Below are 21,218 nucleotides of genomic sequence, written 5' to 3'. Positions count from 1 at the left end.
GATGCAGTCAGATCTCTTCTCAAGCGATGAGCGGGCCGGAAAGAATTCCGCAGGCCCCGATGCCGCCGACTGGAAGGTGCGCGCAGAATGGCTGCGGACGGAGCTGAACCGTCACAGCCATGCCTATTACGTGCTGGACAATCCGACCATCCCCGATGCGGAGTACGACAAGCTGTTTCGCGAACTGGTCGACCTGGAGCAAGCTCATCCAGAGCTTGCCTCAGCCGATTCTCCAACACGTCGCGTGGGCGGCCAGCCGCTTCCGGAATTTGCGCCGGTGCGCCATGCCGTGCTCATGCTCTCGATCCGCACCGAAACCGATACCACCAGCGGTGGAGCAATCGCCTTCGATGCGCGCGTGCGCCGCGAGCTCGGACTCGATGCCGATGCACCGCCGGTCGAATACGCTGCGGAGCTGAAGTTCGACGGCCTGGCGATCAACCTTCGCTACGAGAACGGCATCCTGGTGCAGGCAGCAACGCGGGGCGACGGCGCGACCGGCGAAGATGTGACGCAAAACATCCGTACGATCCGGCAAATTCCACTCAGGCTCACCAATTGCAGCGCGCCCGTGCTGGAGGTGCGCGGCGAAGTCTATATCCGACGTGACGACTTCGAACGCATGAACGAGCGCCAGCGCGAGAAGGGGGAGAAAACCTTCGTCAATCCGCGCAACGCAGCGGCAGGTGCAGTGCGCCAGCTCGACCCAGCGGTCGCGGCACAGCGTCCATTGAGTTTCTTTGCCTATGGCCTCGGTGACGTGCAGGGTTGGCGCATTCCCGACACGCACAGCGGTACCCTCGACGCGCTGGAGAAGATTGGCGTACCGGTCAATGCCGAGCGACGGGTGGTGCAGGGCGCGGACGGCCTGGTGGAATTCCATGCGCATGTCGCAGCCATACGCGATGCGCTTCCATTCGACATCGACGGCGTCGTGTACAAGGTCAACAGTTTCGCGCTGCAGCGCCGGCTCGGCTTCCTGTCGCGCGAACCGCGCTGGGCGGTGGCCCACAAATATCCCGCGCAGGAGCAGATGACGATCGTGCGCGATATCGATGTGCAGGTCGGTCGCACCGGCAAGCTGACGCCGGTCGCAAAGCTGGAGCCAGTTTTCGTCGGCGGCGTGACCGTCACCAATGCAACGCTGCATAACGAGGACGAGACGCGGCGAAAGGATGTGCGGGTGGGCGACACGGTCATCGTGCGCCGCGCCGGCGATGTGATCCCGGAAGTGGTTGCGGTGGTGCTGGAAAAGCGTCCTGCGGATGCCGGCCAGCCGTTCGACATGTTCCGCCATCTGCAAGGTAAATGCCCGGTCTGCGGCAGCCATATCCACCGTGAGGAAGGCGAGGCGGACTGGCGCTGCACCGGCGGCCTGGTATGCGGGGCGCAGCGCAGGCAGGCGATCGCGCATTTTGCCGGTCGCCGCATGATGGATATCGAGGGTTTGGGCGATCGCTATATCGACAGCCTGGTCGAATTCGGCTATGTGAATGCGTTGGCTGACCTGTATCGGCTGACGGTGGCCGATTTGCTCGCGATGAAGCGGCGCGCCGAAGAGCGCGACGGTGTCATACCGGAGACAGTGCAGAAAGGGAAGATTGCCACCAAGTGGGCAGAGAACTTGATTGATGGCATTGAAGCCAGCAAGAGACCTACCTTGGCACGTCTGCTGTTTGCGCTCGGCATACGCCATATCGGTGAATCGACTGCCAAGACGCTTGCCGACTGGCTGGGCCAGCTGGAATTGATCCGGCGCGCGCCGGCGCCGCTGCTGCGCCTGCTGCCGGATATCGGTGGCGCGGTGGCGGAATCGATTGCCGATTTCTTTGCCGAGCCAAAAAACCAGAAAGCGCTGGACGAATTGCTGCGCGCTGGTGTGGTGCCCACGGATGAGCATGCACCAAGCGCAAAGCTGCGCAATCTGCTGCAGCCGCAGGAATTGCTGGGTGCGCTCGCAATCCCGAAGCTGACCGAAACCCGTGCAGCTCAGCTTGCCGCGAAGGGCGTGAGCCTGGCCGCTCTGGCGAATGCCGACCGCACTGCGATAGACGCTTATGGCCTGCCTTCCGAGATAGGTACGGCGCTCGCCGGCTGGCTGGATGCCCCGGCAAACAGGGAGCAACTGCGTGCGCTGCAGGAGATGCAGGCGGATTTGCTGAAACTAATGCCGGAACAGGCGGGCAGCGAAGGTGTATTGGCGGGCAAGACTCTTGTGCTGACCGGCACGCTGCCGACCCTGACCCGCGATCAGGCAACAGAAAAAATCGAGGCGGCCGGAGGCAAGGTCGCCGGCTCCGTGTCCAGGAAAACCAGTTACGTCGTGGCCGGAGAAGAAGCCGGCAGCAAGCTGGCCAAGGCACAGGAGCTTGGCGTGCCCATCATCGATGAAGCCGGCTTGCTCAAATTACTGGAGGAAAAATGAAAAAAATCAGGAAGGCCGTATTTCCCGTTGCAGGCCTGGGTAGCCGCTTCTTGCCGGCGACCAAGGCGCAGCCGAAGGAAATGCTGCCCATCGTCGACAAGCCCCTGATCCAGTACGCGGTGGAAGAGGCAGTCGCGGCGGGCATCACAGATCTCATTTTCATCACGGGCCGCAACAAACGCGCGATCGAAGACCATTTCGATACGGCATATGAGCTGGAAGCGGAACTCGATGCCGCGGGCAAGACCAAATTACTGGAAGTGGTGCGCAGCGCGGTGCCGAAGGGGATCAATTGCATTTATATCCGCCAGTCGGCGCCTCTCGGCCTGGGCCATGCTGTTCTGTGCGCGCGGCCCGTGGTCGGCGATGAGCCATTTGCCGTGTTGCTGGCGGATGATTTCATGGATGTGCAGCCCGGTGAAAAGCCGGTGCTGGCGCAAATGACGGACGTTTTTGCGCGTGAAGGCAACAGTTTGCTGGCGGTACAGGACGTCCCCCGTGCAGAGACCAGGCAGTATGGCATCGTAAGCGTGACACCGGACAAGCCGGACGCCGCCCGTGTGCGCGGAATCGTGGAAAAGCCTGCGCCCGAAGACGCGCCGTCGACGCTGGCCGTAGTCGGGCGCTATGTGCTGAGCAACAGGATTTTTGATTACCTGGAAGTGCTCGGCAAAGGCGCGGGCGGAGAGATTCAGCTCACGGATGGCATTGCCGCATTGCTCGACGCCGAGCCAGTGCTTGCCTATCGTTATATGGGAACGCGCTACGACTGCGGGTCCAAGCTCGGGTATCTGAAGGCAACGGTGGCAATGGGACAGAAACATCCGGAATTGGGCGCGGCGTTTTCTGAATATCTGCGAACGGTGAAATGAGCGTCAGGGAAATTCTCAAGATGGGCGACCCGCGCCTGCTGCGGCAGGCCGAGCCGGTTACCGCGTTCGGCACGCCCGAACTCGAACAGCTCATCCGCGATTTGTTCGACACCATGCATGCGGCCAACGGAGCAGGATTGGCCGCGCCACAAATAGGTGTCAATTCCCAGGTTGTGATTTTCGGCTTCAGGCAGAGTCAGCGCTATCCAGATGCGCCGCCGGTACCGGAAACCGTGCTGATCAATCCGGTGCTGACACCCTTGTCAGAGGACAAGGAAGAGGACTGGGAAGGTTGCCTGTCGGTGCCGGGACTGCGTGGGATGGTGCCGCGCTGGACCAGGCTGCGCTATGAGGGCTTCGACCAGCATGGCAGCCGAATCAGCCGGGATGTCGAAGGCTTTCACGCACGCGTGGTGCAACATGAGTGCGACCATCTGGCGGGCATTCTCTATCCAATGCGGATCACTGACTTTTCACGGTTCGGCTTCACCGAGATTCTGTTTCCCGGTCTCGATGCAGGCAGTGATGACTGACAGTGCCCATTGTCCTGGGGCATCGGGAGGGCATGGAGCGCCACGCCGAAGCGTCTGTATGGACAACAAGAACCGGCTGTCTTCATGAAACCCGCTCCGCACATCCTCATTCTTTACGCCCATCCAATAGCTCATCTCTCGCGGGTCAACCGGCGCATGGCCGAGGCTGCCCAATCCCTTGACAATGTACAGGTCCACGACCTGTACGAAACCTATCCGGATTTCTACATCGATGTGCTGCGCGAACAAGCCTTGCTGGAACAGGCGGATATGATCGTGTTCCAGCATCCCGCTCTCTGGTATGGCACGCCGGCACTGCTGAAGGAGTGGATGGATGTAGTGCTCGCACCGGGATGGGCTTACGGCGGCGGTGCTCAAGCCTTGAAGGGCAAGCACTTCTGGCTGGCAGCCACAGCCGGCGGTTCCGAGGATTACGATGTCGGTAACGAAGAGTCGGATTTTTCAGTATTCCTGCCGCCGTTCAGACAAATGGCACGGATATGCAAAATGCACTGGCTGCCGCCGTTGATCCTCCGCGGAGCATACCGTGCAGACGATGCCCTGGTGAGGGAACATGTCGAGGCCTACCGGCAGCGCCTCGCAAGCTTTCCGCATTGGGCGGACCAGGCTGGATAACTCAGACTGCCACAGATTGGCATGATCATCACCATGGAAAACAGTTTATTGCCGAATGCCCTGATTTACCTGACCGCTACCGTGATCGCAGTGCCGATTGCGAAGCGCCTGGGGTTGGGGGCCGTGCTTGGTTACCTTTTGGCCGGAATCGCCATCGGTCCCTGGGGATTGAGATTGATCAGCGGTGTCGAGGACATTCTGCATTTCTCGGAATTCGGAGTGGTGCTTCTGCTTTTCGTGATCGGGCTTGAGCTGGATCCAAAGCGGCTGTGGTCGATGCGGCGCTCGATTTTCGGCTGGGGCAGCGCCCAGATGATTTGCGTGGCGTCATTACTGTTTGTCGTGGCGCTCGGCGCCGGCTACGACTGGAAAATCGGATTGATCGCCGCACTCGGCCTTTCCCTGTCTTCCACCGCGATCGCACTGGCGACCCTCGAGGAGCGCAACCTCAAGTCCACCACCGCGGGCACGGCTGGCTTTTCCATCCTGTTGTTCCAGGATATCGCCGCCATTCCCATGATCGCCATCATTCCTTTTCTCGGAACCTTACCAGCCACTGCCAGTACCGAAGAAGGCTGGATTACGGCAATCAAGGCCATTGCGGTCATCGGCGCGCTGGTATTCGGCGGGCGCTACCTGATGCGTCCCGTGTTGCGCCTGATCGCCAAGACCGACCTGCGCGAAATTTTTACCGCCTTTGCATTGCTGCTGGTGATCGGCATCGGCTTGCTGATGCAATCCGTCGGCCTGTCGATGGCGCTCGGTACCTTTCTGGCCGGTGTGCTGCTGGCCGACACGGAATACCGGCATGCGCTGGAAACCGACCTTGAACCCTTCAAGGGATTGCTGCTCGGCCTCTTCTTCACCGCGGTAGGCATGTCGATCGATTTCGGCGTGCTCCTGACTCAGCCCCTGCTGATCGCGGCTCTGCTTGCCGTGTTCCTGACGCTGAAGATCGGCATGCTTTATTTGCTGAGCAAATTTTTCGGCATTCCGCGCGGCCAGCAAGCCTTGTTCGCGTTCCTGCTGTCGCAGGGTGGCGAGTTCGCCTTCGTCGTCTTTGGCGCTGCCGCTACGGCACAGATTTTTTCTGCGGACACCGCATCGCTCCTGATCGTCGTGGTCGCCTTGTCGATGGCGCTCACGCCCTTGCTGCTGCTGATTCATGACCGGATTATCCAGCCGCTTTTCCGGAGCGAGCGGAACCGGCCTGACGATCGGATGGAGCCCCAGGACAATCCGGTCATCATTGCCGGCTTCGGCCGCTTTGGCCAGATCGTCGGGCGCCTTCTGTTTGCGAACCGGATCGGAGTCACCGTGCTCGATCATGACCCAGACCAGGTGGATTTGCTGCGCAAATTCGGCTTCAAGGTGTTTTATGGAAATGCGACGCGCATCGATCTGCTGCGTTCCGCTGGCGTGGCAAGGGCAAAAGTGCTGGTGGTAGCGATCGACGATGCGGAGGGCAGCCTTGCTCTGGTTGACGCAGTGCGCCGGGAATTCCCGGATCTGAAGATCCTGGCGCGCGCCCGCAACGTGACCCATTACTACGACCTGATGGATCGCGGCGTCACTGTGATCGAACGGGAAACCTTCGAGGCGGCCTTGCAATTGGGGCGCAATGTGCTGCGCGAAGTCGGATTCGGTGCCTTTCAGGCACGCCAGGCGGCGATGAGATTCCGGGAATACAACATCAAGAGCCTGCATGCAGTGTATCCCTACTACAAGGACCAGGAACAGTACATTTCGCTCTCGGCACAGGCCCGCGAAGAATTGCAGCAGATGATCGCGCGCGATGCCGAGGCTTTGCGGTCGGAGCGGCGCAATGGATGGGATTAGCCCCGTTAAAATTTTTCCTCAGGGTGAAGGTAGCGCCATTGGCCAGGCGGCAAGTCGCCGAGGGTAACGCGACCGATGCGTACGCGCTTCAAGCCAAGCACTTTCAGTCCGACCGCTTCGCACATGCGGCGTATTTGCCGCTTCTTTCCCTCGCGCAGAATGAAATTGAGCTGATCCTCGTTTTGCCAGCGCACCCTGGCCGGCAACAGCTTTTTGCCATCCAGCGACAGTCCGTGATTCAGGCGTTGCAGGTCCGCATCCGGCAAGCGGCCCGGCTTCGTGTACTGCACGCGCACCAAGTACTCTTTTTCTATTGAGCTGTTCTCGCCGATCAGCTGCTTCGCAATGCGCCCGTCCTGCGTCAATACCAGCAGGCCCACCGAATCGATGTCCAGCCGGCCTGCCGGTACGAGGCTGCGCAGCTGTTCGCGCTGGAATCGGATCGGCGCTTTGTCCTCCTTCCAGCGGGTGCCCGGATTGATCAGGCTCACCGCAGGCTGGTAGCCGTCTTCGGCTTGTCCGCTGACATAACCCACTGGTTTGTTGAGCAGGATGGTGACGCGGCGCGCCTGCTCGGCGCTCGCCTGTCGTTCCACGCTGATCTTCTGGTGCGGCAGGACCTTGCTGCCGAGCTCGGAAATGGTCACGCCATCGACCTTCACCCAGCCGCGTTCGATCCACTCATCGGCTTCGCGACGTGAGCAGAGGCCGAGTTCGGACATGCGTTTGGACAGGCGGACGGGTTCGGTCATGAGAGGAGCTTCAATGAAAACGGTTTAGATGTGCAGGGCTTCCAGCAATTCCGTCTCCAGCTGGATCTGGCTGCGCGCATGGTTCAGCACGGGGCCATCGACCAGGAAGACGTCTTCCACCCGTTCGCCGAGCGTCATGATCTTCGCGGTATGCAGGTTCACCTTGTACTTGGCCAGCACATTGGCAATCGAATACAGCAAGCCGTTGCGGTCATTCGCGGAAACCGATAGCAGGTAGTATTGCCCGCGCTCGTCCGGCCGCAAGTCCACCGTAGGTGTGACGGGAAAGGTTCGGGAAAGCCGGGACAGACGGCCTTTGGAAGGCGGCGGCAGGGCTTCCTGCGATTCCAGCAATTGTTTCAGCTCATGCTCGATGAGGCTGATGATGTCGCGGTAATTGTTGGCGAAGGCAGGTTCGATCACCAGGAACGTATCCAGCGCATAGCCGTGCTTGGTGGTGTGGATTTTGGCGTCGAGGATGCTGAAGTTTTTCCGGGCGAAATAACTGCAGATGCGGACGAACAGATCGGGCTGGTCCTTGATGTAGACGGTCACTTGCACGCCTTCGCCGATCGGCGCCAGCCTGCATTTGACCACCGCGCCTTCGACATTGATCCTGTCATGGAGCACGCGCGTCTGCCATGCGATGTCGGACGCATCGTGGCGCAGGAAATAGGCCACGTCCAGTTGTTGCCAGAGCTTTTCGTGTGCATTGGTCGGCAGCCCGTAGAGGCGCAGGTTCTTGAGCGCTTCTTCCTGGCGGTTTTCCAGTTCGTGGTCTACCGAAGGGTCCTCGCCGCCCAGGACACGCAGGGTAATGCGATAAAGATCTTCCAGCAGCTTGCCTTTCCACGCATTCCAGACCTTCGGACTGGTGCCGCGAATGTCTGCCACGGTCAGCAGATAGAGGGCGGTGAGGTGGCGTTCGTCCTTCACCACGTTGGCAAAATTGCGGATCACGTCCGGATCGGACAAGTCCTGTTTCTGGGCGACCTGCGACATGGTCAGGTGATGCTCGACCAGGAAAGTCACCAGTTCGGTGTCTTCTTTCGACAGGTTGTGGTCGCGGCAGAAGTTGCGTGCGTCCACCGCGCCCAACTGCGAGTGGTCGCCGCCGCGGCCCTTGGCGATATCGTGGAACAGGGCTGCGATATAGAGCAGCCAGTGCCGCGAAAAATTGGCCATCAGCTGGCTGCAGAACGGATATTCATGCGCGTGTTCCGTCATGGTGAAGCGGCGCACGTTGCGCACCACCATCAGGATGTGCTGGTCCACGGTATACACATGGAACAGGTCATGCTGCATCTGGCCGATAATGCGGCGGAAATTCGGCAGGTAACGCCCTAGGATGCTGGTCTGATTCATTCCGCGCAACGCATGGGTGATGCCTTGCGGCGCCTGGATAATCTGCAAAAACAGGGCACGGTTAACGGGGTCGCGGCGGAAGGCGGCATTGATCTTGAATCGCGCATGCCAGAGCGCACGCAGGGTACGCGCCGTCATACCCTTCAGTTCCTGGTGCTGCGCGATCAGGAGGAAGACCTCCAGCATGGCATATGGCGTCGCCTCGAAGGTGTCGTCGCGGGCGATGTCGACCAGGCCGTTGACTTCAATGAAACGCTCGTTGATCGGCTGCGGAATGGCTGGCTGCGGAAAAAGCTGCGCCTCGATGTTTTGCAGGAGGATCGTATTGAGCTGGGTCACGGCCTTGGCTGCCCAGTAGTAGTGCTGCATCAGGTATTCGCTGGCACGCCGCGTCTCGGTGGTGCGGAAGCCGAAAGTCTCGGCAATCGGCGTTTGCACGTCGAAAACCAGCCGGTCTTCGCGGCGTCCCGTGTGCAGATGCAGGCGGATGCGGATGTCCTTGAATGCGCGTTCCTTTTGCTTCAGCTGGCTCGCCTCGGTTCTGGTGATCAGGCCGCGCTCCGCGAGCTTATGCCAGGAGTCGCCGAGGCCGGCTGCCTTGGCGACCCAGAGGATGACTTGCAGGTCGCGCAGGCCGCCGGGGCTTTCCTTGCAATTCGGCTCCAGGCTGTACGGCGTGTCTTCATATTTTGCATGGCGTTGCCGCATTTCCAGTACTTTGGCCTGGAAGAATGCCTGCGCATCCATTGCCGCGTCGAAACACTCCTGCAAATGGTGGAACAGCTTGCGATTCCCGGTAAGCAGGCGCGCCTCCAGCAGGCTCGTCTGCACGGTAATGTCGGCGGCCGATTCGCTAAGGCATTCATCGACGGTGCGAATGCTGTGGCCAAGCTGCAGGCCGATGTCCCAAAACAGTTGCACCAGTTCTTCGAGCTTGCCCTGCAGCTCGGCATCGGGCGGCGACGGGAGAAGGATCAGCACGTCGACATCCGAATAAGGAAACAATTCGCCGCGCCCGTAGCCGCCTACTGCTACCAGGGCGGCGTCGCGCGGCAGGTCGAATGCCCGCCATGCATCGATCAGCGCGGCGTCCACGCATTGGCGCAGCCTGACGAGCAGCCGCTCGGGGTTGCCCGTGCTCTGGAATGCGCTGATCGCAGCCTGACGCCCGGCTTTCAGTTGCTCCTTGAGCGGCAGTGCGAGAGACCCCATGTGGATCAGGCGGCAGTGATCGGCTGGTCCGAGGTCTTTTGGATGAAGGCCGGGGGAGGGGGCATGCCGGGGGAAACCGTCAGCACTTCGTAGCCGGTTTCCGTCACCAGAATGGTATGTTCCCATTGTGCGGACAGGCTGCGATCCTTGGTCTTGATGGTCCAGCCATCGCCCATTTCGCGAATTTCGCGGCGGCCGGCATTGATCATCGGCTCGATGGTGAAAATCATTCCCGGAGCCAGCTCTTCCAGCGTACCGGGGCGTCCATAGTGCAACACCTGCGGCTCTTCGTGAAAGACCTTGCCGATGCCGTGCCCGCAGAATTCCCGGACCACGCTGTAGCCTGCCTTTTCCGCATGCTGCTGGATGACATAGCCGATGTCGCCGAGATGCGCGCCGGGCCGGACCTTGGAAATGCCGAGCCACATGCATTCAAAGGTAATGTCGCTCAGCCGCTTGGCCATGATGGTAGGCTCGCCAGCAAAGAACATGCGGCTGGTATCGCCATGGTAGCCATCCTTGATGACAGTGATGTCGATGTTGATCGCATCGCCGTTCTTGAGCACCTTGTCGCCCGGGATGCCGTGGCAGACGACATCGTTTACCGAGGTGCAGATCGCTTTCGGGAAGGGTGTGTAGCCGGGAGGGCAGTAGTTCAGGGGCGCCGGAATGGTGCCCTGGACATTGACCATGTATTCATGGCAAAGCCGGTCCAGTTCGCCGGTAGTTACGCCGGGCTTGATGTAGGGTTCGATGAAATCGAGGACTTCGGCCGCGAGTTTGCACGCCACGCGCATTCCCCGGATATCTTCCTCGGTCTTGATGGAAATGGAGGCCATAGAATGAGTCTGGATGCGCTGCGAAGCGCTATTCCGCGAAAAATCGATCAATAAAGACAATGAAGAATTATAGTCGACGCTCTGCGGCTCCGCTTGCGAGGAGCGCGTTCACCTTGAAAGATTCCGGGGGAATAGGGTAGAATCTCGGGTTAGCTTGAGTGATGTCTCAAGTGAAACCTTGAAAATCGCGAATCCGGTCGCAAAGGGTGCCCGTCATACGGGTGACTGATCGGATTCCAGACCTAACCCTGGAGAAATTCATGTCCGTTACCATGCGCGAAATGCTGGAAGCCGGTGTCCATTTCGGTCACCAAACCCGCTTCTGGAACCCCAAGATGGCCCCGTATATTTTCGGCCATCGCAACAAGATTCACATCGTCAACCTGGAAAAAACCCTGGCCATGTACCAGGATGCGATGAAGTACATTCGCCAGTTGGCGGCTAATCGCGGCACCATCCTGTTCGTCGGCACCAAGCGCCAGGCTCGCGAGATCCTCGCGGCTGAAGCCCAGCGCGCCGGCATGCCTTACGTCGATCAGCGCTGGCTGGGCGGCATGCTTACCAACTTCAAGACCATCAAGACTTCCATCAAGCGTCTGAAGGACATGGAAGCCGCTATCGAGGACGGCTCCGTCGACAAGATGAGCAAGAAGGAAGCGCTGATGTTCCGCCGCGAACTCGAAAAGCTGCAGAAATCGATTGGCGGCATCAAGGATATGGGCGGCATTCCTGACGCGATCTTCGTGATCGACGTCGGTTACCACAAGGGCGCGGTTACCGAGGCTGCCAAGCTGGGCATTCCGGTGATCGGCGTTGTTGATACCAATCACTCCCCGGATGGCGTGACCTACGTTATCCCTGGCAATGACGATTCTTCCAAGGCGATCACCCTGTATGCGCGCGGCGTGGCCGACGCCATCCTGGAAGGCCGTGCAAACGCCGTGAACGAAGTGGTTGAGGCGGCCAAGGGCGGTGCAGACGAGTTCGTCGAGGTCAACGAGCAGGCGTAATGCCTGTGCCTGATGTGTCGGGCTTCAGAAAGGGGCAAACAAAGGTTCGCCCCTTTTTTTTGATCCCGGTGAAACATATTTGATTGAATGCGCCCTGTGCGGCGCACCTTGAATTAGGAGAAATAACATGGCGGCAATTACTGCAGCGATGGTCGGCGAATTGCGTGCGAAAACCGATGCGCCGATGATGGAGTGCAAGAAGGCACTGACCGAGGCAGACGGCGATATGGCTCGCGCGGAAGAAATTCTGCGCGTCAAGCTCGGCAACAAGGCATCCAAGGCGGCATCCCGCGTAACCGCCGAGGGCGTGGTTGCGGCATATATCTCTGGCGGCGTGGGCGCTCTGGTGGAAGTCAACTGCGAAACCGACTTCGTGACCAAAAATGATGATTTCATCGCGCTGGCAAACGAGGTTGCGAAGCTTGTTGCAGAGAAAAATCCGGCGGATATCGAAGCATTGTCTGCGTTGCCATTGAACGGCAAGACTGTGGAAGAAGTGCGTGCAGCTCTGGTTGGCAAGATCGGCGAGAACATGTCGATTCGCCGCTTCAAACGCTACGAAACCAAGTCGAAGCTGGTTTCCTATCTGCATGGCTCCCGCATCGGCGTAATGGTCGAGTTCGAAGGGGCTGACGACCAGGTCGGCAAGGATGTGGCAATGCATGTGGCCGCGATGAAGCCGGTCGCATTGTCTTCCCAGGACGTGCCGGCTGACCTGATCGAAAAGGAGCGTTCGATCGCTACTCAGAAGGCCGCGGAATCCGGCAAGCCGGCTGACATCGTTGCCAAGATGGTTGAGGGAAGCGTTCAGAAATACCTGAAGGAAGTCTCCTTGCTCGACCAGCCTTTCGTCAAGAATGACAAGCAAACGGTTGGTCAGATGCTCAAGAGCGCCAATGCCAGCGTGAAATCCTTTACGCTGTTCGTGGTAGGCGAAGGCATCGAGAAGAGGCAGGACGACTTCGCTGCCGAAGTGGCAGCCCAAGTGGCTGCGGCCAAGAAAGGGTAACCGAGAGAAAGCGGGCCGAAAGGCCCGTTTTTCTATCTGCGGCGCCTAGCGACGCCGAGGTGAGAAGGCATAAACCGCCGGAAAATTTCTATAAAGATAGTTTTTGTGTTTTGGCAATAATGGCTGGCGGCATGAAGCGCGTATTTCATCTAATCTTTAGCCTCGGCGTGGCTAAATCGGTGAAGAAATCAGACAATATCAATATCTTGCATTGACCCGGATAACCAAGGAGTTTTAGTTCATGACACAAGCGGCGTATAAACGCGTTCTCCTCAAACTTTCCGGTGAAGCATTGATGGGCGATGATGCGTATGGCATCAATCGCGCTACTATCGAGCGCATGGTCAAGGACGTTGCCGAAATTGCCCGGATGGGGGTGGAACTGGCAATCGTCATTGGCGGCGGCAATATTTTCCGCGGCGTCGCGCCGGGCGCTCAGGGCATGGACCGCGCGACTGCCGACTACATGGGCATGCTGGCGACAGTGATGAATTCGCTTGCATTGGCCGACGCGATGCGTCAGGTTGGCATCACGGCGCGCGTCATGTCCGCGATCAGCATCGAGCAGGTGGTCGAGCCTTATGTGCGGCCGAAAGCGCTGCAATATCTGGAAGAGGGCAAGGTGGTGATCTTCGCCGCCGGTACTGGCAACCCGTTTTTCACCACCGATACGGCTGCGGCCCTGCGCGGTTCCGAAATCGGCGCTGAAATCGTATTGAAGGCAACCAAGGTGGATGGCGTGTACAGCGCCGACCCGAACAAGGACAGGAATGCCACCCGCTATTCGACGATCAGTTTCGACGAAGCGATCGCCAAGCACCTGCAAGTGATGGACGCGACCGCCTTTGCGCTTTGCCGCGACCAGAAATTGCCAATCAAGGTGTTTTCGATCGTGAAGCCGGGCGCGCTCAAGCGACTGATCGAGGGTGAAGACGAAGGTACATTGGTTCACGTATAAGCTTACTCGTTGCAAGTGAGGAGAACAGCATGACAGTTAGTGACGTCAAAAAGAATGCCGAGCAAAAGATGCACAAGTCGATCGAGACGCTGAAGGCAGACCTTGCCAAGGTGCGTACCGGTCGTGCGCATACCGGGCTTCTGGACCATATTCAGGTGGATTACTACGGCAATCCGACCCACATCAATCAGGTGGCGAACATAACGCTGCTCGACGCACGTACCATCGGCGTGCAGCCATGGGAAAAGAAAATGATAGCGGTGGTGGAAAAGGCGATCCGGGAGTCCGATCTCGGCTTGAATCCTTCCACGCAGGGCGACATGATCCGGGTGCCGACGCCGCCCCTGACGGAGGAGCGCCGCAAGGAATTCGTGAAGCTCGTCAAGGGCGAGGGCGAGGATGCAAAGGTTGCGATCCGCAATATCCGGCGCGATGCCAATGAAAGCCTGAAAAAGATGTTGAAGGACAAGGCGTGCTCGGAAGACGACGAGCGCCGTGCGCAAGACGAAGTGCAAAAGCTGACCGACAAGTTCGTCGCAGAGGTCGACAAGCTTATCCATGAAAAAGAAAAGGAATTGCTGACCGTTTGAACGGTGCGTTCCGCCGCTGACCTTACTCTGACTGCTTCCTTTTCATGACCTATTTAAGCTCGACGCAAGCGATTCCGAACGTCTCTTCGGTGCCCCGCCACATTGCCATCATCATGGACGGCAACGGCCGCTGGGCAACGAAACGTTTTCTTCCGCGCGTGGCAGGCCATGCCAAGGGCGTGGAAGCGGTACGCACCACAATCGAGGCTTGCATCGAGCGCGGGGTGGAATACCTCACGCTGTTTGCCTTCAGTTCGGAAAATTGGCGCCGCCCGCCGGAAGAGGTGTCGGTATTGATGCGCCTGTTCGTCACTGCCCTGGAGCGGGAGGTGGCGAAGATGCACGCGAACGACATCCGTCTCAAGGTCATCGGCGACTTGAGCCGCTTTGATGTCCATCTCCAAAGGCTGATCGCCAATGCCGAGCGCAGGACTGCAGGAAATTCCCGCCTGACGGTCACGGTGTGTGCGAATTACGGCGGCCGCTGGGACATCATGCAGGCGGTCGGCAAGATGGTGGCAAGCTGTCCGGGTGCAAGCTCGTTTACCGAGGAACAGTTGGCGCCGCATCTGGCGATGGCCTATGCGCCGGAGCCCGATCTGTTCATCCGCACGGGCGGCGAAGAACGCATATCGAACTTCCTGCTGTGGCAGCTCGCTTATACCGAGCTCTACTTTACCGATACGTTCTGGCCGGATTTCGACCGGCAGGCGCTCGACCGGGCTATCGCATCCTATTGTGAGCGCGAGCGCCGCTTCGGGCGCACCAGCGAACAATTGACCGAACAGAAAAAGGCTTCCGGATGCTGAAAACGCGCATTATCACCGCGGTGGTACTGCTGGCGGTATTGCTGTCGGTCCTGTATGCAAAATCGTTCGCCTTCTTCGCTATTGCCGCCGCAGTGTTCTATGCGGCGGCGGCCTGGGAAAGCTTTCGGCTGTTCGGCAACAAGCATCCTGCGATTGGAGCCGTGCTGTGGGCGGTAGCATTCCTGTTCCTGGTGTTCAAGGGTGATCTGGCGCGCATGCAGCTGGTTTTCGCCCTGTGCGCCGCGATCTGGCTCATCCGCCTTGTGCCCTCGCTGCGGGTCGGATTGCCCTCGCCTGATAGTTTCGGAAACCGGCTCCTGACTGGCATCTACGCGATTGCCGTGCTCGGCTGCTTCCTGGCGATCGTAGTGCTGTTCCGGCACTCGCCACTCTATCTGCTTTCGGTGCTTGCGATCGTATGGGCTGCCGATATCGGTGCTTATTTTTCCGGCAAGGCGTTCGGCAAGCATAAACTCGCGCCATCCATTTCTCCCGGCAAGTCCTGGGAAGGTGCGGCAGGCGGTGCGATTGCGGTCCTGGTGCTTGCGGCAGGCTCGACCATGTGGCCGCTGCTGGCCGATACCTTTGCAACGCGAGTGAGGGGAGCATGGGGCTGGGGCGGGTTTTTCATCGTCATGATCCTGCTGGTTGCGGCCAGCATCGTGGGCGACCTGTTTGAATCGCAGCTCAAGCGCCGCGCCAGCTTCAAGGACAGCAGCAACCTGTTGCCGGGGCATGGCGGAGTTCTGGACAGGATCGATGCTCTGATCCCGGTCCTGCCACTCGCGGTCTTGTTTGATTCCTGGTTATAGGGCAGGGCACAGATGCAATACATTACGGTTCTCGGCTCGACGGGATCCATTGGCGTTTCCACGCTCGACGTCCTCGCACGCCACCCGGATCGCTACCGGGTTTATGCGCTGACTGCGCATACCCGGGTGGAAGAGCTGGCTGCGCAGTGCGAACGGTTCCAGCCCGAAGTGGCAGTCGTCGGCTCGTCGGCCGCCGCGGACAAGCTTGGCGCACTGCTGAAACTACGCGGTGTGAAAACCTCGGTCGAATACGGCGAGGCCGCGTTGTGCGCTGTTGCGAGTGCCGAGGGCTGCAATACCGTTATGGCGGCCATCGTCGGTGCTGCCGGCCTGGCGCCCACTCTTGCAGCCGCGCGTGCGGGAAAAAAGGTATTGTTGGCGAATAAGGAAGCCTTGGTCATGTCCGGCCAGCTTTTCATGGATGCCGTGCATGCCAGTGGTGCGACCCTGCTGCCGATCGACAGCGAACACAACGCAATCTTTCAATGCCTTCCAAGCGGTTATCAGCGCTCGCCTGACACCCATGGCGTGGCAAAGATCCTGCTGACCGCATCTGGCGGTCCTTTCCTGTCGCGTGCGGTCGATACGCTCGATACGGTTACGCCCGAGGAGGCGGTGGCCCACCCCAACTGGGTAATGGGGCGCAAGATCTCGGTCGATTCCGCGACCATGATGAACAAGGGCCTGGAAGTGATCGAGGCGCACTGGCTGTTCGGCGCTCCCGCTAGCCAGATCGAAGTCGTGATCCATCCGCAGAGCGTGATCCACTCCATGGTGGCCTACGTGGATGGCTCGGTACTCGCGCAACTCGGGAATCCCGACATGCGCACCCCGATTGCTTGTGCCCTGGCTTATCCGGAGCGGATTGCATCGGGTGTCTCCGCCATTGATCTCGCGCAGATCGGAAAGCTCGCATTCCAGCGTCCCGACTTCGAACGCTTCCCTTGCCTCAAACTGGCCTACGATGCCTTGTCGGCGGGTGGTACCGCGCCCGCTATACTGAACGCTGCCAACGAAGTTGCTGTCCAGGCCTTCCTGGAACGCCGGATCGGCTTTCGCGCGATCGACCGCATCATCGCTCAGGTGATGGACCGGCTTCCGCACGGCGCTGCCAATGATATAGACGGATTACTCGAGCAGGACCGCCTTGCCAGGGAGGCGGCACATTCCTACCTTTTCTGAGTTCAATCATGACGCTACTGCATACCATAGTTGCATTTATTGTGGCACTCGGCGTATTGGTCGTGGTGCATGAACTGGGGCATTATTGGGTAGCACGCTGGTGCGGCGTCAAGGTTCTGCGCTTCTCAGTCGGCATGGGCAAGATCGTGTTTTCGCGCCGTTTCGGGCCGGACCAGACCGAGTGGGCGCTGTCGGCCCTGCCTTTCGGCGGCTATGTGAAGATGCTCGATGCGCGCGAGCAGGATGTGAGCAAGCTGCCGCCGCAAGACCTTGCCCGCGAATTCACGCGCCAATCCGTATGGAAGCGCATCGCCATCGTTGCAGCAGGACCGCTTGCGAACTTCCTTCTTGCGATTGCGGTGTTCGCGGGACTTTATATTCACGGCATCCCCGAGCCGGCACCGCGTTTGCGCGCCGTGCCCGAACATACGGCCGCATATGAAGCCGGATTGCGCGGCGGCGAGCTGATCACCGCAGTCAATGGCGAGCCGGTGCGGATCTGGTCGGACATGCGCTGGAAGCTGCTGCGGCTCGCGATTGAGAAGGCGCCGGCACGTCTGGACGCGGAGCGGCCTGACCCGAATGTGGCGGGCGGAAAACTGCTCGACACAGTCACTCTGCGCCTTGATAGCCTGTCGACCGCGGACCTGGAAGCGGATTTTCTCGAGAAGCTGGGCATGGATCTCGGGCGCCCCAAGCCAGTACTGGGAAAGATCCTGGCGGATGGTCCTGCGATGCAGGCAGGTTTGCGCGAAGGCGACCTCATCCTGACTATCGATGGTTCGCCCATCAAGGATGGATTGGCATTCCTTGAAAAGATTCGGTCTTCCCCGGGACAGCCACTGGAAATTACGGGAATACGGAATCACCAGGAATTCAGCCTAACGGTGACTCCGGAACGGCAGGAAAAAAATGGCCAGAGCTTCGGCCGGATCAAGGCAGAAGTGGCGCTGGCGCCGGAAATGCTCGTGAACAGTGATCCTCCGCTGCAGGCTCTTGGCAAGGCGGTGAACAGAACATGGGATACCAGCACGCTGACACTCAAGATGCTGGGCAAGATGCTGGTCGGCGAAGTTTCCTGGAAGAACATTACCGGACCCATTACCATCGCCGATTATGCGGGACAAACTGCCCGTGTCGGGCTGATCAGCTACCTGACCTTCATCGCCTTCATTAGCATCAGCCTCGGCGTCATGAATCTGCTTCCCATTCCAGTGTTAGATGGCGGGCTTTTACTGTATTATTCGCTGGAAGTTTTGACTGGAAGAACTATTCCTGAGCGATTTGGCGAGATCGCGCAGCGTGCTGGCGTGGGAATCCTGATGACCCTGATGATCGTTGCCGTTTTCAATGACATCCTCAGGCTGATGTCCTGAGGATGTACACCGGAGTGTCATTTCGCCGATGCAAGGAAAGCATTAGATAACAACCTACCCGATGAAATTACATTCCGAGCGTTTCTCCCTGCCTTTTTTTCCTCGTCGAATCATCGCTGTCGCTGCCTTCGTTCTCTGCGCCGGACAGGCTGCGGCAGTCGAGCCGTTCACGGTAAGGGACATTCGCGTCGAAGGTATCCAGCGTACTGAACCCGGTACCGTATTCAGCTATCTGCCGGTGCGCGTAGGCGATACCTATTCCGATGAAAAGGGCGCGGCGGCAATCAAGGCCCTGTATGCCACCGGATTCTTCAAGGATGTGCGAATCGAGGTCGAAGGCGATGTGCTGGTCGTCATGGTCGAAGAACGGCCCGCGATTGCAGGCGTGGAATTCACCGGGGTCAAGGAATTCGACAAGGATCAACTCACGAAGTCCCTGAAGGATATCGGGCTTGGCGAATCAAGGATTTTCGACAAGTCGCTGCTTGACCGTGCCGAACAGGAACTCAAACGACAGTATCTCTCGCGCGGCCTGTACGGCGTCCAGATCACGACCACGGTAACGCCGGTTGAACGCAACCGGGTCAACATCAACTTTTCGGTGGATGAAGGCGAGGTCGCGCGCATCAAGCAGATCAATATCGTCGGCAACAAGGCATTCAGCGACAAGGAACTGCGCGATTTGCTGAACCTGACCACGCCGGGATGGTTCACCTGGTACACCAAGGCAGATCAGTATTCCAAGCAAAAGCTGACCGGCGATATCGAAACCCTGCGCTCCTTCTACCTGAACCGTGGCTACATCGAAATGCAGGTCGAGTCGACCCAGGTTTCCATTACGCCAGACAAGAAGGACATCTACATCACGATCAACATCAGCGAAGGCGAAAAATACACCGTCTCCGACATCAAGCTCGAAGGCGAGATGCTCGGTCGCGAGCAGGAACTGAAGTCGCTGGTGGAGTTGAAGAAGGGCGATGTGTATTCCGGGGAAAGGCTGACCGAGAGCATCAAGAAGATCTCCGAAAGGATGGGGAATTTCGGCTATGCCTTTGCCAACGTGAACGCAAATCCGGAAATCAATCGTCAGAAGAAGGAAGTCGCCTTCACAATACTGATCGACCCGGGCAAGCGCGTCTATGTCAGGAAGATCAATGTGGCCGGCAATACCAAAACGCGCGACGAAGTGATCCGGCGCGAATTCCGGCAATTCGAAGATTCCTGGTATGACGGCGAAAAAATCAAGCTGTCGCGCGATCGCGTGGACAGGCTTGGCTATTTCAAGGAAGTGAATATCGAGACGCCTGAAGTCCCGGGATCGACAGACCAGGTCGACGTCAACATGGCGGTGGAAGAAAAGCCGACCGGCAACATCTTGCTGGGCGCCGGCTTTTCAAGCAGCGAAAAGGTGACCCTGACCGGCTCGATCCAGCAGGCGAACGCCTTCGGTACCGGCAATACGCTGGGCCTCGACATCAATACCAGCAGCCGCAATCGCACGATTGCGGTATCGCAGACCAATCCGTATTTTACGGACGATGGCGTGAGCCGCAGCTTTGAATTGTTTCACCGGACTTCGCGCCCGCCTGAAGTGAATACCGGTGATTATCTGGTCAAGACCACGGGTGGCAGTGTCAAGTTCGGCGTGCCGTTTTCCGAACTGGATACCGTATTCTTCGGTGTAGGTGTCGAGCGTACTCAGGTCCAGGTGTATAACCAGGTGGATGGCTTCAATACCAGTCCGGATGCCTTCAGGCGTTACGTCCAGCAGTTCGGTAACGGAGACCCGTTCAATGTACCCGGTACTTATGACGCGACGACCACCGGTTTTCCATTTACCATTGCATGGCAGCGTGACAGCCGTGACAGTGCGCTCGTGCCCACCAGGGGCCGATATCAGCGTGCCAACCTTGAGGTGGCGCCGGTCGGTACCCTGAAGTATTACCGGACGATGTATCAGCACCAGTATTTCAAACCCCTGTTCCGCGACGTCATTCTGGCGCTCAACGGCGAGATCGACTACGGCAAGGGATTCGGCGGCAAGCCGTATCCGATCTTCAAGAATTTCTATGCCGGCGGCATCGGTTCGGTGCGGGGCTACGAGGGCTCGTCGCTTGGCCCGCGTGCATCGAACGGCGATCCCTTGGGCGGCACCTCGCGCCTGATTGGCAACGTGGAACTCCAGTTTCCCTTTCCCGGATCCGGTAGCGACCGCAGCCTGAAATGGTTCACTTTCGTTGATGGCGGAAACGTATTCGGAGACAATGAACGATTGGACGTTAGCAAGCTGCGATACGCAGCGGGTATCGGCATCAGCTGGATATCACCCATCGGCCCGCTGAAGCTGAGCTACGGTACTCCGTTGAATAAGGAATCGGGAGACAGAGCGCAGCGCTTCCAGTTCCAGCTGGGTACTGGATTCTGATAGTTTGATGTCACAATAGTAATTTGAATTGCGGAGAATGACCTTGAAGCCCTTTAACAACATATCCATTTCCTCGAAGTGCCTGGTGCTGTTTGCGGCGTGCATGCTTCCGTGTCTGGCCGCCCAGGCGCAAGAATCCAAGGTCGGCTTTGTCAGCACCGAGCGCATCTTCCGCGAGGCTGCACCGGCGAAAGCCGCGACTGCGAAGATCGAACAGGAATTTTCCAAGCGTGACAAGGATTTGCAGGACATGGCTGCACGCTTGAAGGCAATGGCAGACAAGCTGGACAAGGATGCGGCGGTGCTGCCGGAGTCGGAGCGGATCCGTCGCCAGCGCGAACTGGCCGACATGGACAAGGACTTCCAGCGCAAGCAGCGCGAATTTCGTGAAGACCTCAATCAGCGCCGCAACGAAGAACTCGCGATCGTGCTCGAGCGCACCAACAAGGTGATCAAGCAGATCGCGGAGTCCGAAAAGTACGATATCGTGTTCCAGGAAGCGGTGTATGCAAGCCCGCGCATCGACATCACCGATAAAGTGCTTAAGGCGCTCAACAAATAAGTTTCAAAAGGC

Annotated in this window: 18 protein-coding genes; 15 read left to right on the top strand and 3 right to left on the bottom strand. The window is 58.8% G+C overall.

Annotated features, from left to right (window positions below):
• Nucleotide 1 precedes the first annotated feature (1 nt).
• The 5 genes from ligA to kefC all read left to right on the top strand — a co-directional run bounded on the left by ligA (nt 2) and on the right by kefC (nt 6,305).
• Nucleotides 2–2,425: an NAD-dependent DNA ligase LigA gene (gene ligA / locus HGHM_RS21020; RefSeq protein WP_019141086.1), complete on the top strand. Its 2,424-nt coding sequence runs from the start codon at nt 2–4 to the stop codon at nt 2,423–2,425.
• Nucleotides 2,422–3,297 (top strand): UTP--glucose-1-phosphate uridylyltransferase GalU, encoded by an 876-nt coding sequence (galU, locus tag HGHM_RS08440; protein WP_019141085.1) that lies wholly within the window; start codon nt 2,422–2,424, stop codon nt 3,295–3,297. The genes ligA and galU overlap by 4 nt, the downstream gene beginning before the upstream one ends.
• Nucleotides 3,294–3,830: a peptide deformylase gene (gene def, locus HGHM_RS08435; RefSeq protein WP_019141084.1), complete on the top strand. Its 537-nt coding sequence runs from the start codon at nt 3,294–3,296 to the stop codon at nt 3,828–3,830. Before galU ends, def begins: the two co-directional genes overlap by 4 nt.
• Before the next feature lie 84 nt (nt 3,831–3,914).
• The gene (gene kefF, locus HGHM_RS08430) at nt 3,915–4,466 is read left to right on the top strand and encodes a glutathione-regulated potassium-efflux system oxidoreductase KefF (RefSeq protein WP_034348906.1); all 552 of its coding nucleotides are present in this window, start codon (nt 3,915–3,917) and stop codon (nt 4,464–4,466) included.
• Nucleotides 4,467–4,499: 33 nt separating this feature from the next.
• The gene (kefC, locus tag HGHM_RS08425; protein WP_034348905.1) at nt 4,500–6,305 is read left to right on the top strand and encodes a glutathione-regulated potassium-efflux system protein KefC; all 1,806 of its coding nucleotides are present in this window, start codon (nt 4,500–4,502) and stop codon (nt 6,303–6,305) included.
• 5 nt (nt 6,306–6,310) lie between these two features.
• On the opposite strand, the gene HGHM_RS08420 is transcribed toward kefC, so the two are convergent.
• The 3 genes from HGHM_RS08420 to map are packed head-to-tail and all read right to left on the bottom strand — an operon-like array spanning nt 6,311 to nt 10,488.
• The gene (locus tag HGHM_RS08420; protein ID WP_019141081.1) at nt 6,311–7,057 is read right to left on the bottom strand and encodes a pseudouridine synthase; all 747 of its coding nucleotides are present in this window, start codon (nt 7,055–7,057) and stop codon (nt 6,311–6,313) included.
• 24 nt (nt 7,058–7,081) lie between these two features.
• Complete coding sequence (locus tag HGHM_RS08415) at nt 7,082–9,634, bottom strand: [protein-PII] uridylyltransferase (RefSeq protein WP_019141080.1); 2,553 nt, start codon at nt 9,632–9,634, stop codon at nt 7,082–7,084.
• Nucleotides 9,635–9,639: 5 nt separating this feature from the next.
• Nucleotides 9,640–10,488 carry a type I methionyl aminopeptidase gene (gene map / locus HGHM_RS08410; protein WP_281004502.1) on the bottom strand — a complete coding sequence of 283 codons (849 nt, stop codon included), beginning with the start codon at nt 10,486–10,488 and terminating at the stop codon, nt 9,640–9,642.
• Nucleotides 10,489–10,733: 245 nt separating this feature from the next.
• Between map and rpsB the strand changes: the two genes are divergently transcribed.
• The 10 genes from rpsB to HGHM_RS08360 all read left to right on the top strand — a co-directional run bounded on the left by rpsB (nt 10,734) and on the right by HGHM_RS08360 (nt 21,206).
• Complete coding sequence (gene rpsB, locus HGHM_RS08405) at nt 10,734–11,483, top strand: 30S ribosomal protein S2 (protein ID WP_019141078.1); 750 nt, start codon at nt 10,734–10,736, stop codon at nt 11,481–11,483.
• A gap of 127 nt (nt 11,484–11,610) precedes the next feature.
• Nucleotides 11,611–12,492, top strand: a complete 882-nt coding sequence (gene tsf / locus HGHM_RS08400) for a translation elongation factor Ts (RefSeq protein WP_019141077.1) — start codon at nt 11,611–11,613, stop codon at nt 12,490–12,492.
• 241 nt (nt 12,493–12,733) lie between these two features.
• A complete protein-coding gene (gene pyrH, locus HGHM_RS08395; RefSeq protein WP_026075824.1) occupies nt 12,734–13,450 on the top strand; it encodes a UMP kinase in 717 nt (238 codons plus the stop codon).
• A 29-nt stretch (nt 13,451–13,479) separates the two neighbouring features.
• A complete protein-coding gene (gene frr, locus HGHM_RS08390) occupies nt 13,480–14,040 on the top strand; it encodes a ribosome recycling factor (protein WP_019141075.1) in 561 nt (186 codons plus the stop codon).
• A gap of 44 nt (nt 14,041–14,084) precedes the next feature.
• Nucleotides 14,085–14,849: a polyprenyl diphosphate synthase gene (uppS, locus tag HGHM_RS08385; protein ID WP_019141074.1), complete on the top strand. Its 765-nt coding sequence runs from the start codon at nt 14,085–14,087 to the stop codon at nt 14,847–14,849.
• A complete protein-coding gene (locus HGHM_RS08380) occupies nt 14,843–15,661 on the top strand; it encodes a phosphatidate cytidylyltransferase (RefSeq protein WP_019141073.1) in 819 nt (272 codons plus the stop codon). Before uppS ends, HGHM_RS08380 begins: the two co-directional genes overlap by 7 nt.
• Before the next feature lie 12 nt (nt 15,662–15,673).
• The gene (gene ispC / locus HGHM_RS08375) at nt 15,674–16,843 is read left to right on the top strand and encodes a 1-deoxy-D-xylulose-5-phosphate reductoisomerase (protein WP_019141072.1); all 1,170 of its coding nucleotides are present in this window, start codon (nt 15,674–15,676) and stop codon (nt 16,841–16,843) included.
• Nucleotides 16,844–16,851: 8 nt separating this feature from the next.
• On the top strand, nt 16,852–18,219 hold the full coding sequence (gene rseP, locus HGHM_RS08370) for an RIP metalloprotease RseP (protein WP_019141071.1): 1,368 nt from the start codon (nt 16,852–16,854) through the stop codon (nt 18,217–18,219).
• A gap of 61 nt (nt 18,220–18,280) precedes the next feature.
• Nucleotides 18,281–20,644: an outer membrane protein assembly factor BamA gene (bamA, locus tag HGHM_RS08365; protein WP_019141070.1), complete on the top strand. Its 2,364-nt coding sequence runs from the start codon at nt 18,281–18,283 to the stop codon at nt 20,642–20,644.
• Between the two features lie 103 nt (nt 20,645–20,747).
• Nucleotides 20,748–21,206 carry an OmpH family outer membrane protein gene (locus HGHM_RS08360; protein ID WP_245549256.1) on the top strand — a complete coding sequence of 153 codons (459 nt, stop codon included), beginning with the start codon at nt 20,748–20,750 and terminating at the stop codon, nt 21,204–21,206.
• The last annotated feature ends 12 nt before the right edge of the window (nt 21,207–21,218 follow it).

The sequence above is a fragment of the Noviherbaspirillum massiliense JC206 genome, from assembly GCF_000312045.1.
GTDB lineage: Bacteria > Pseudomonadota > Gammaproteobacteria > Burkholderiales > Burkholderiaceae_D > Noviherbaspirillum > Noviherbaspirillum massiliense.
Note: the sequence above shows the minus strand (reverse complement) of the source record. Positions and strands in the feature narration are given on the sequence as shown.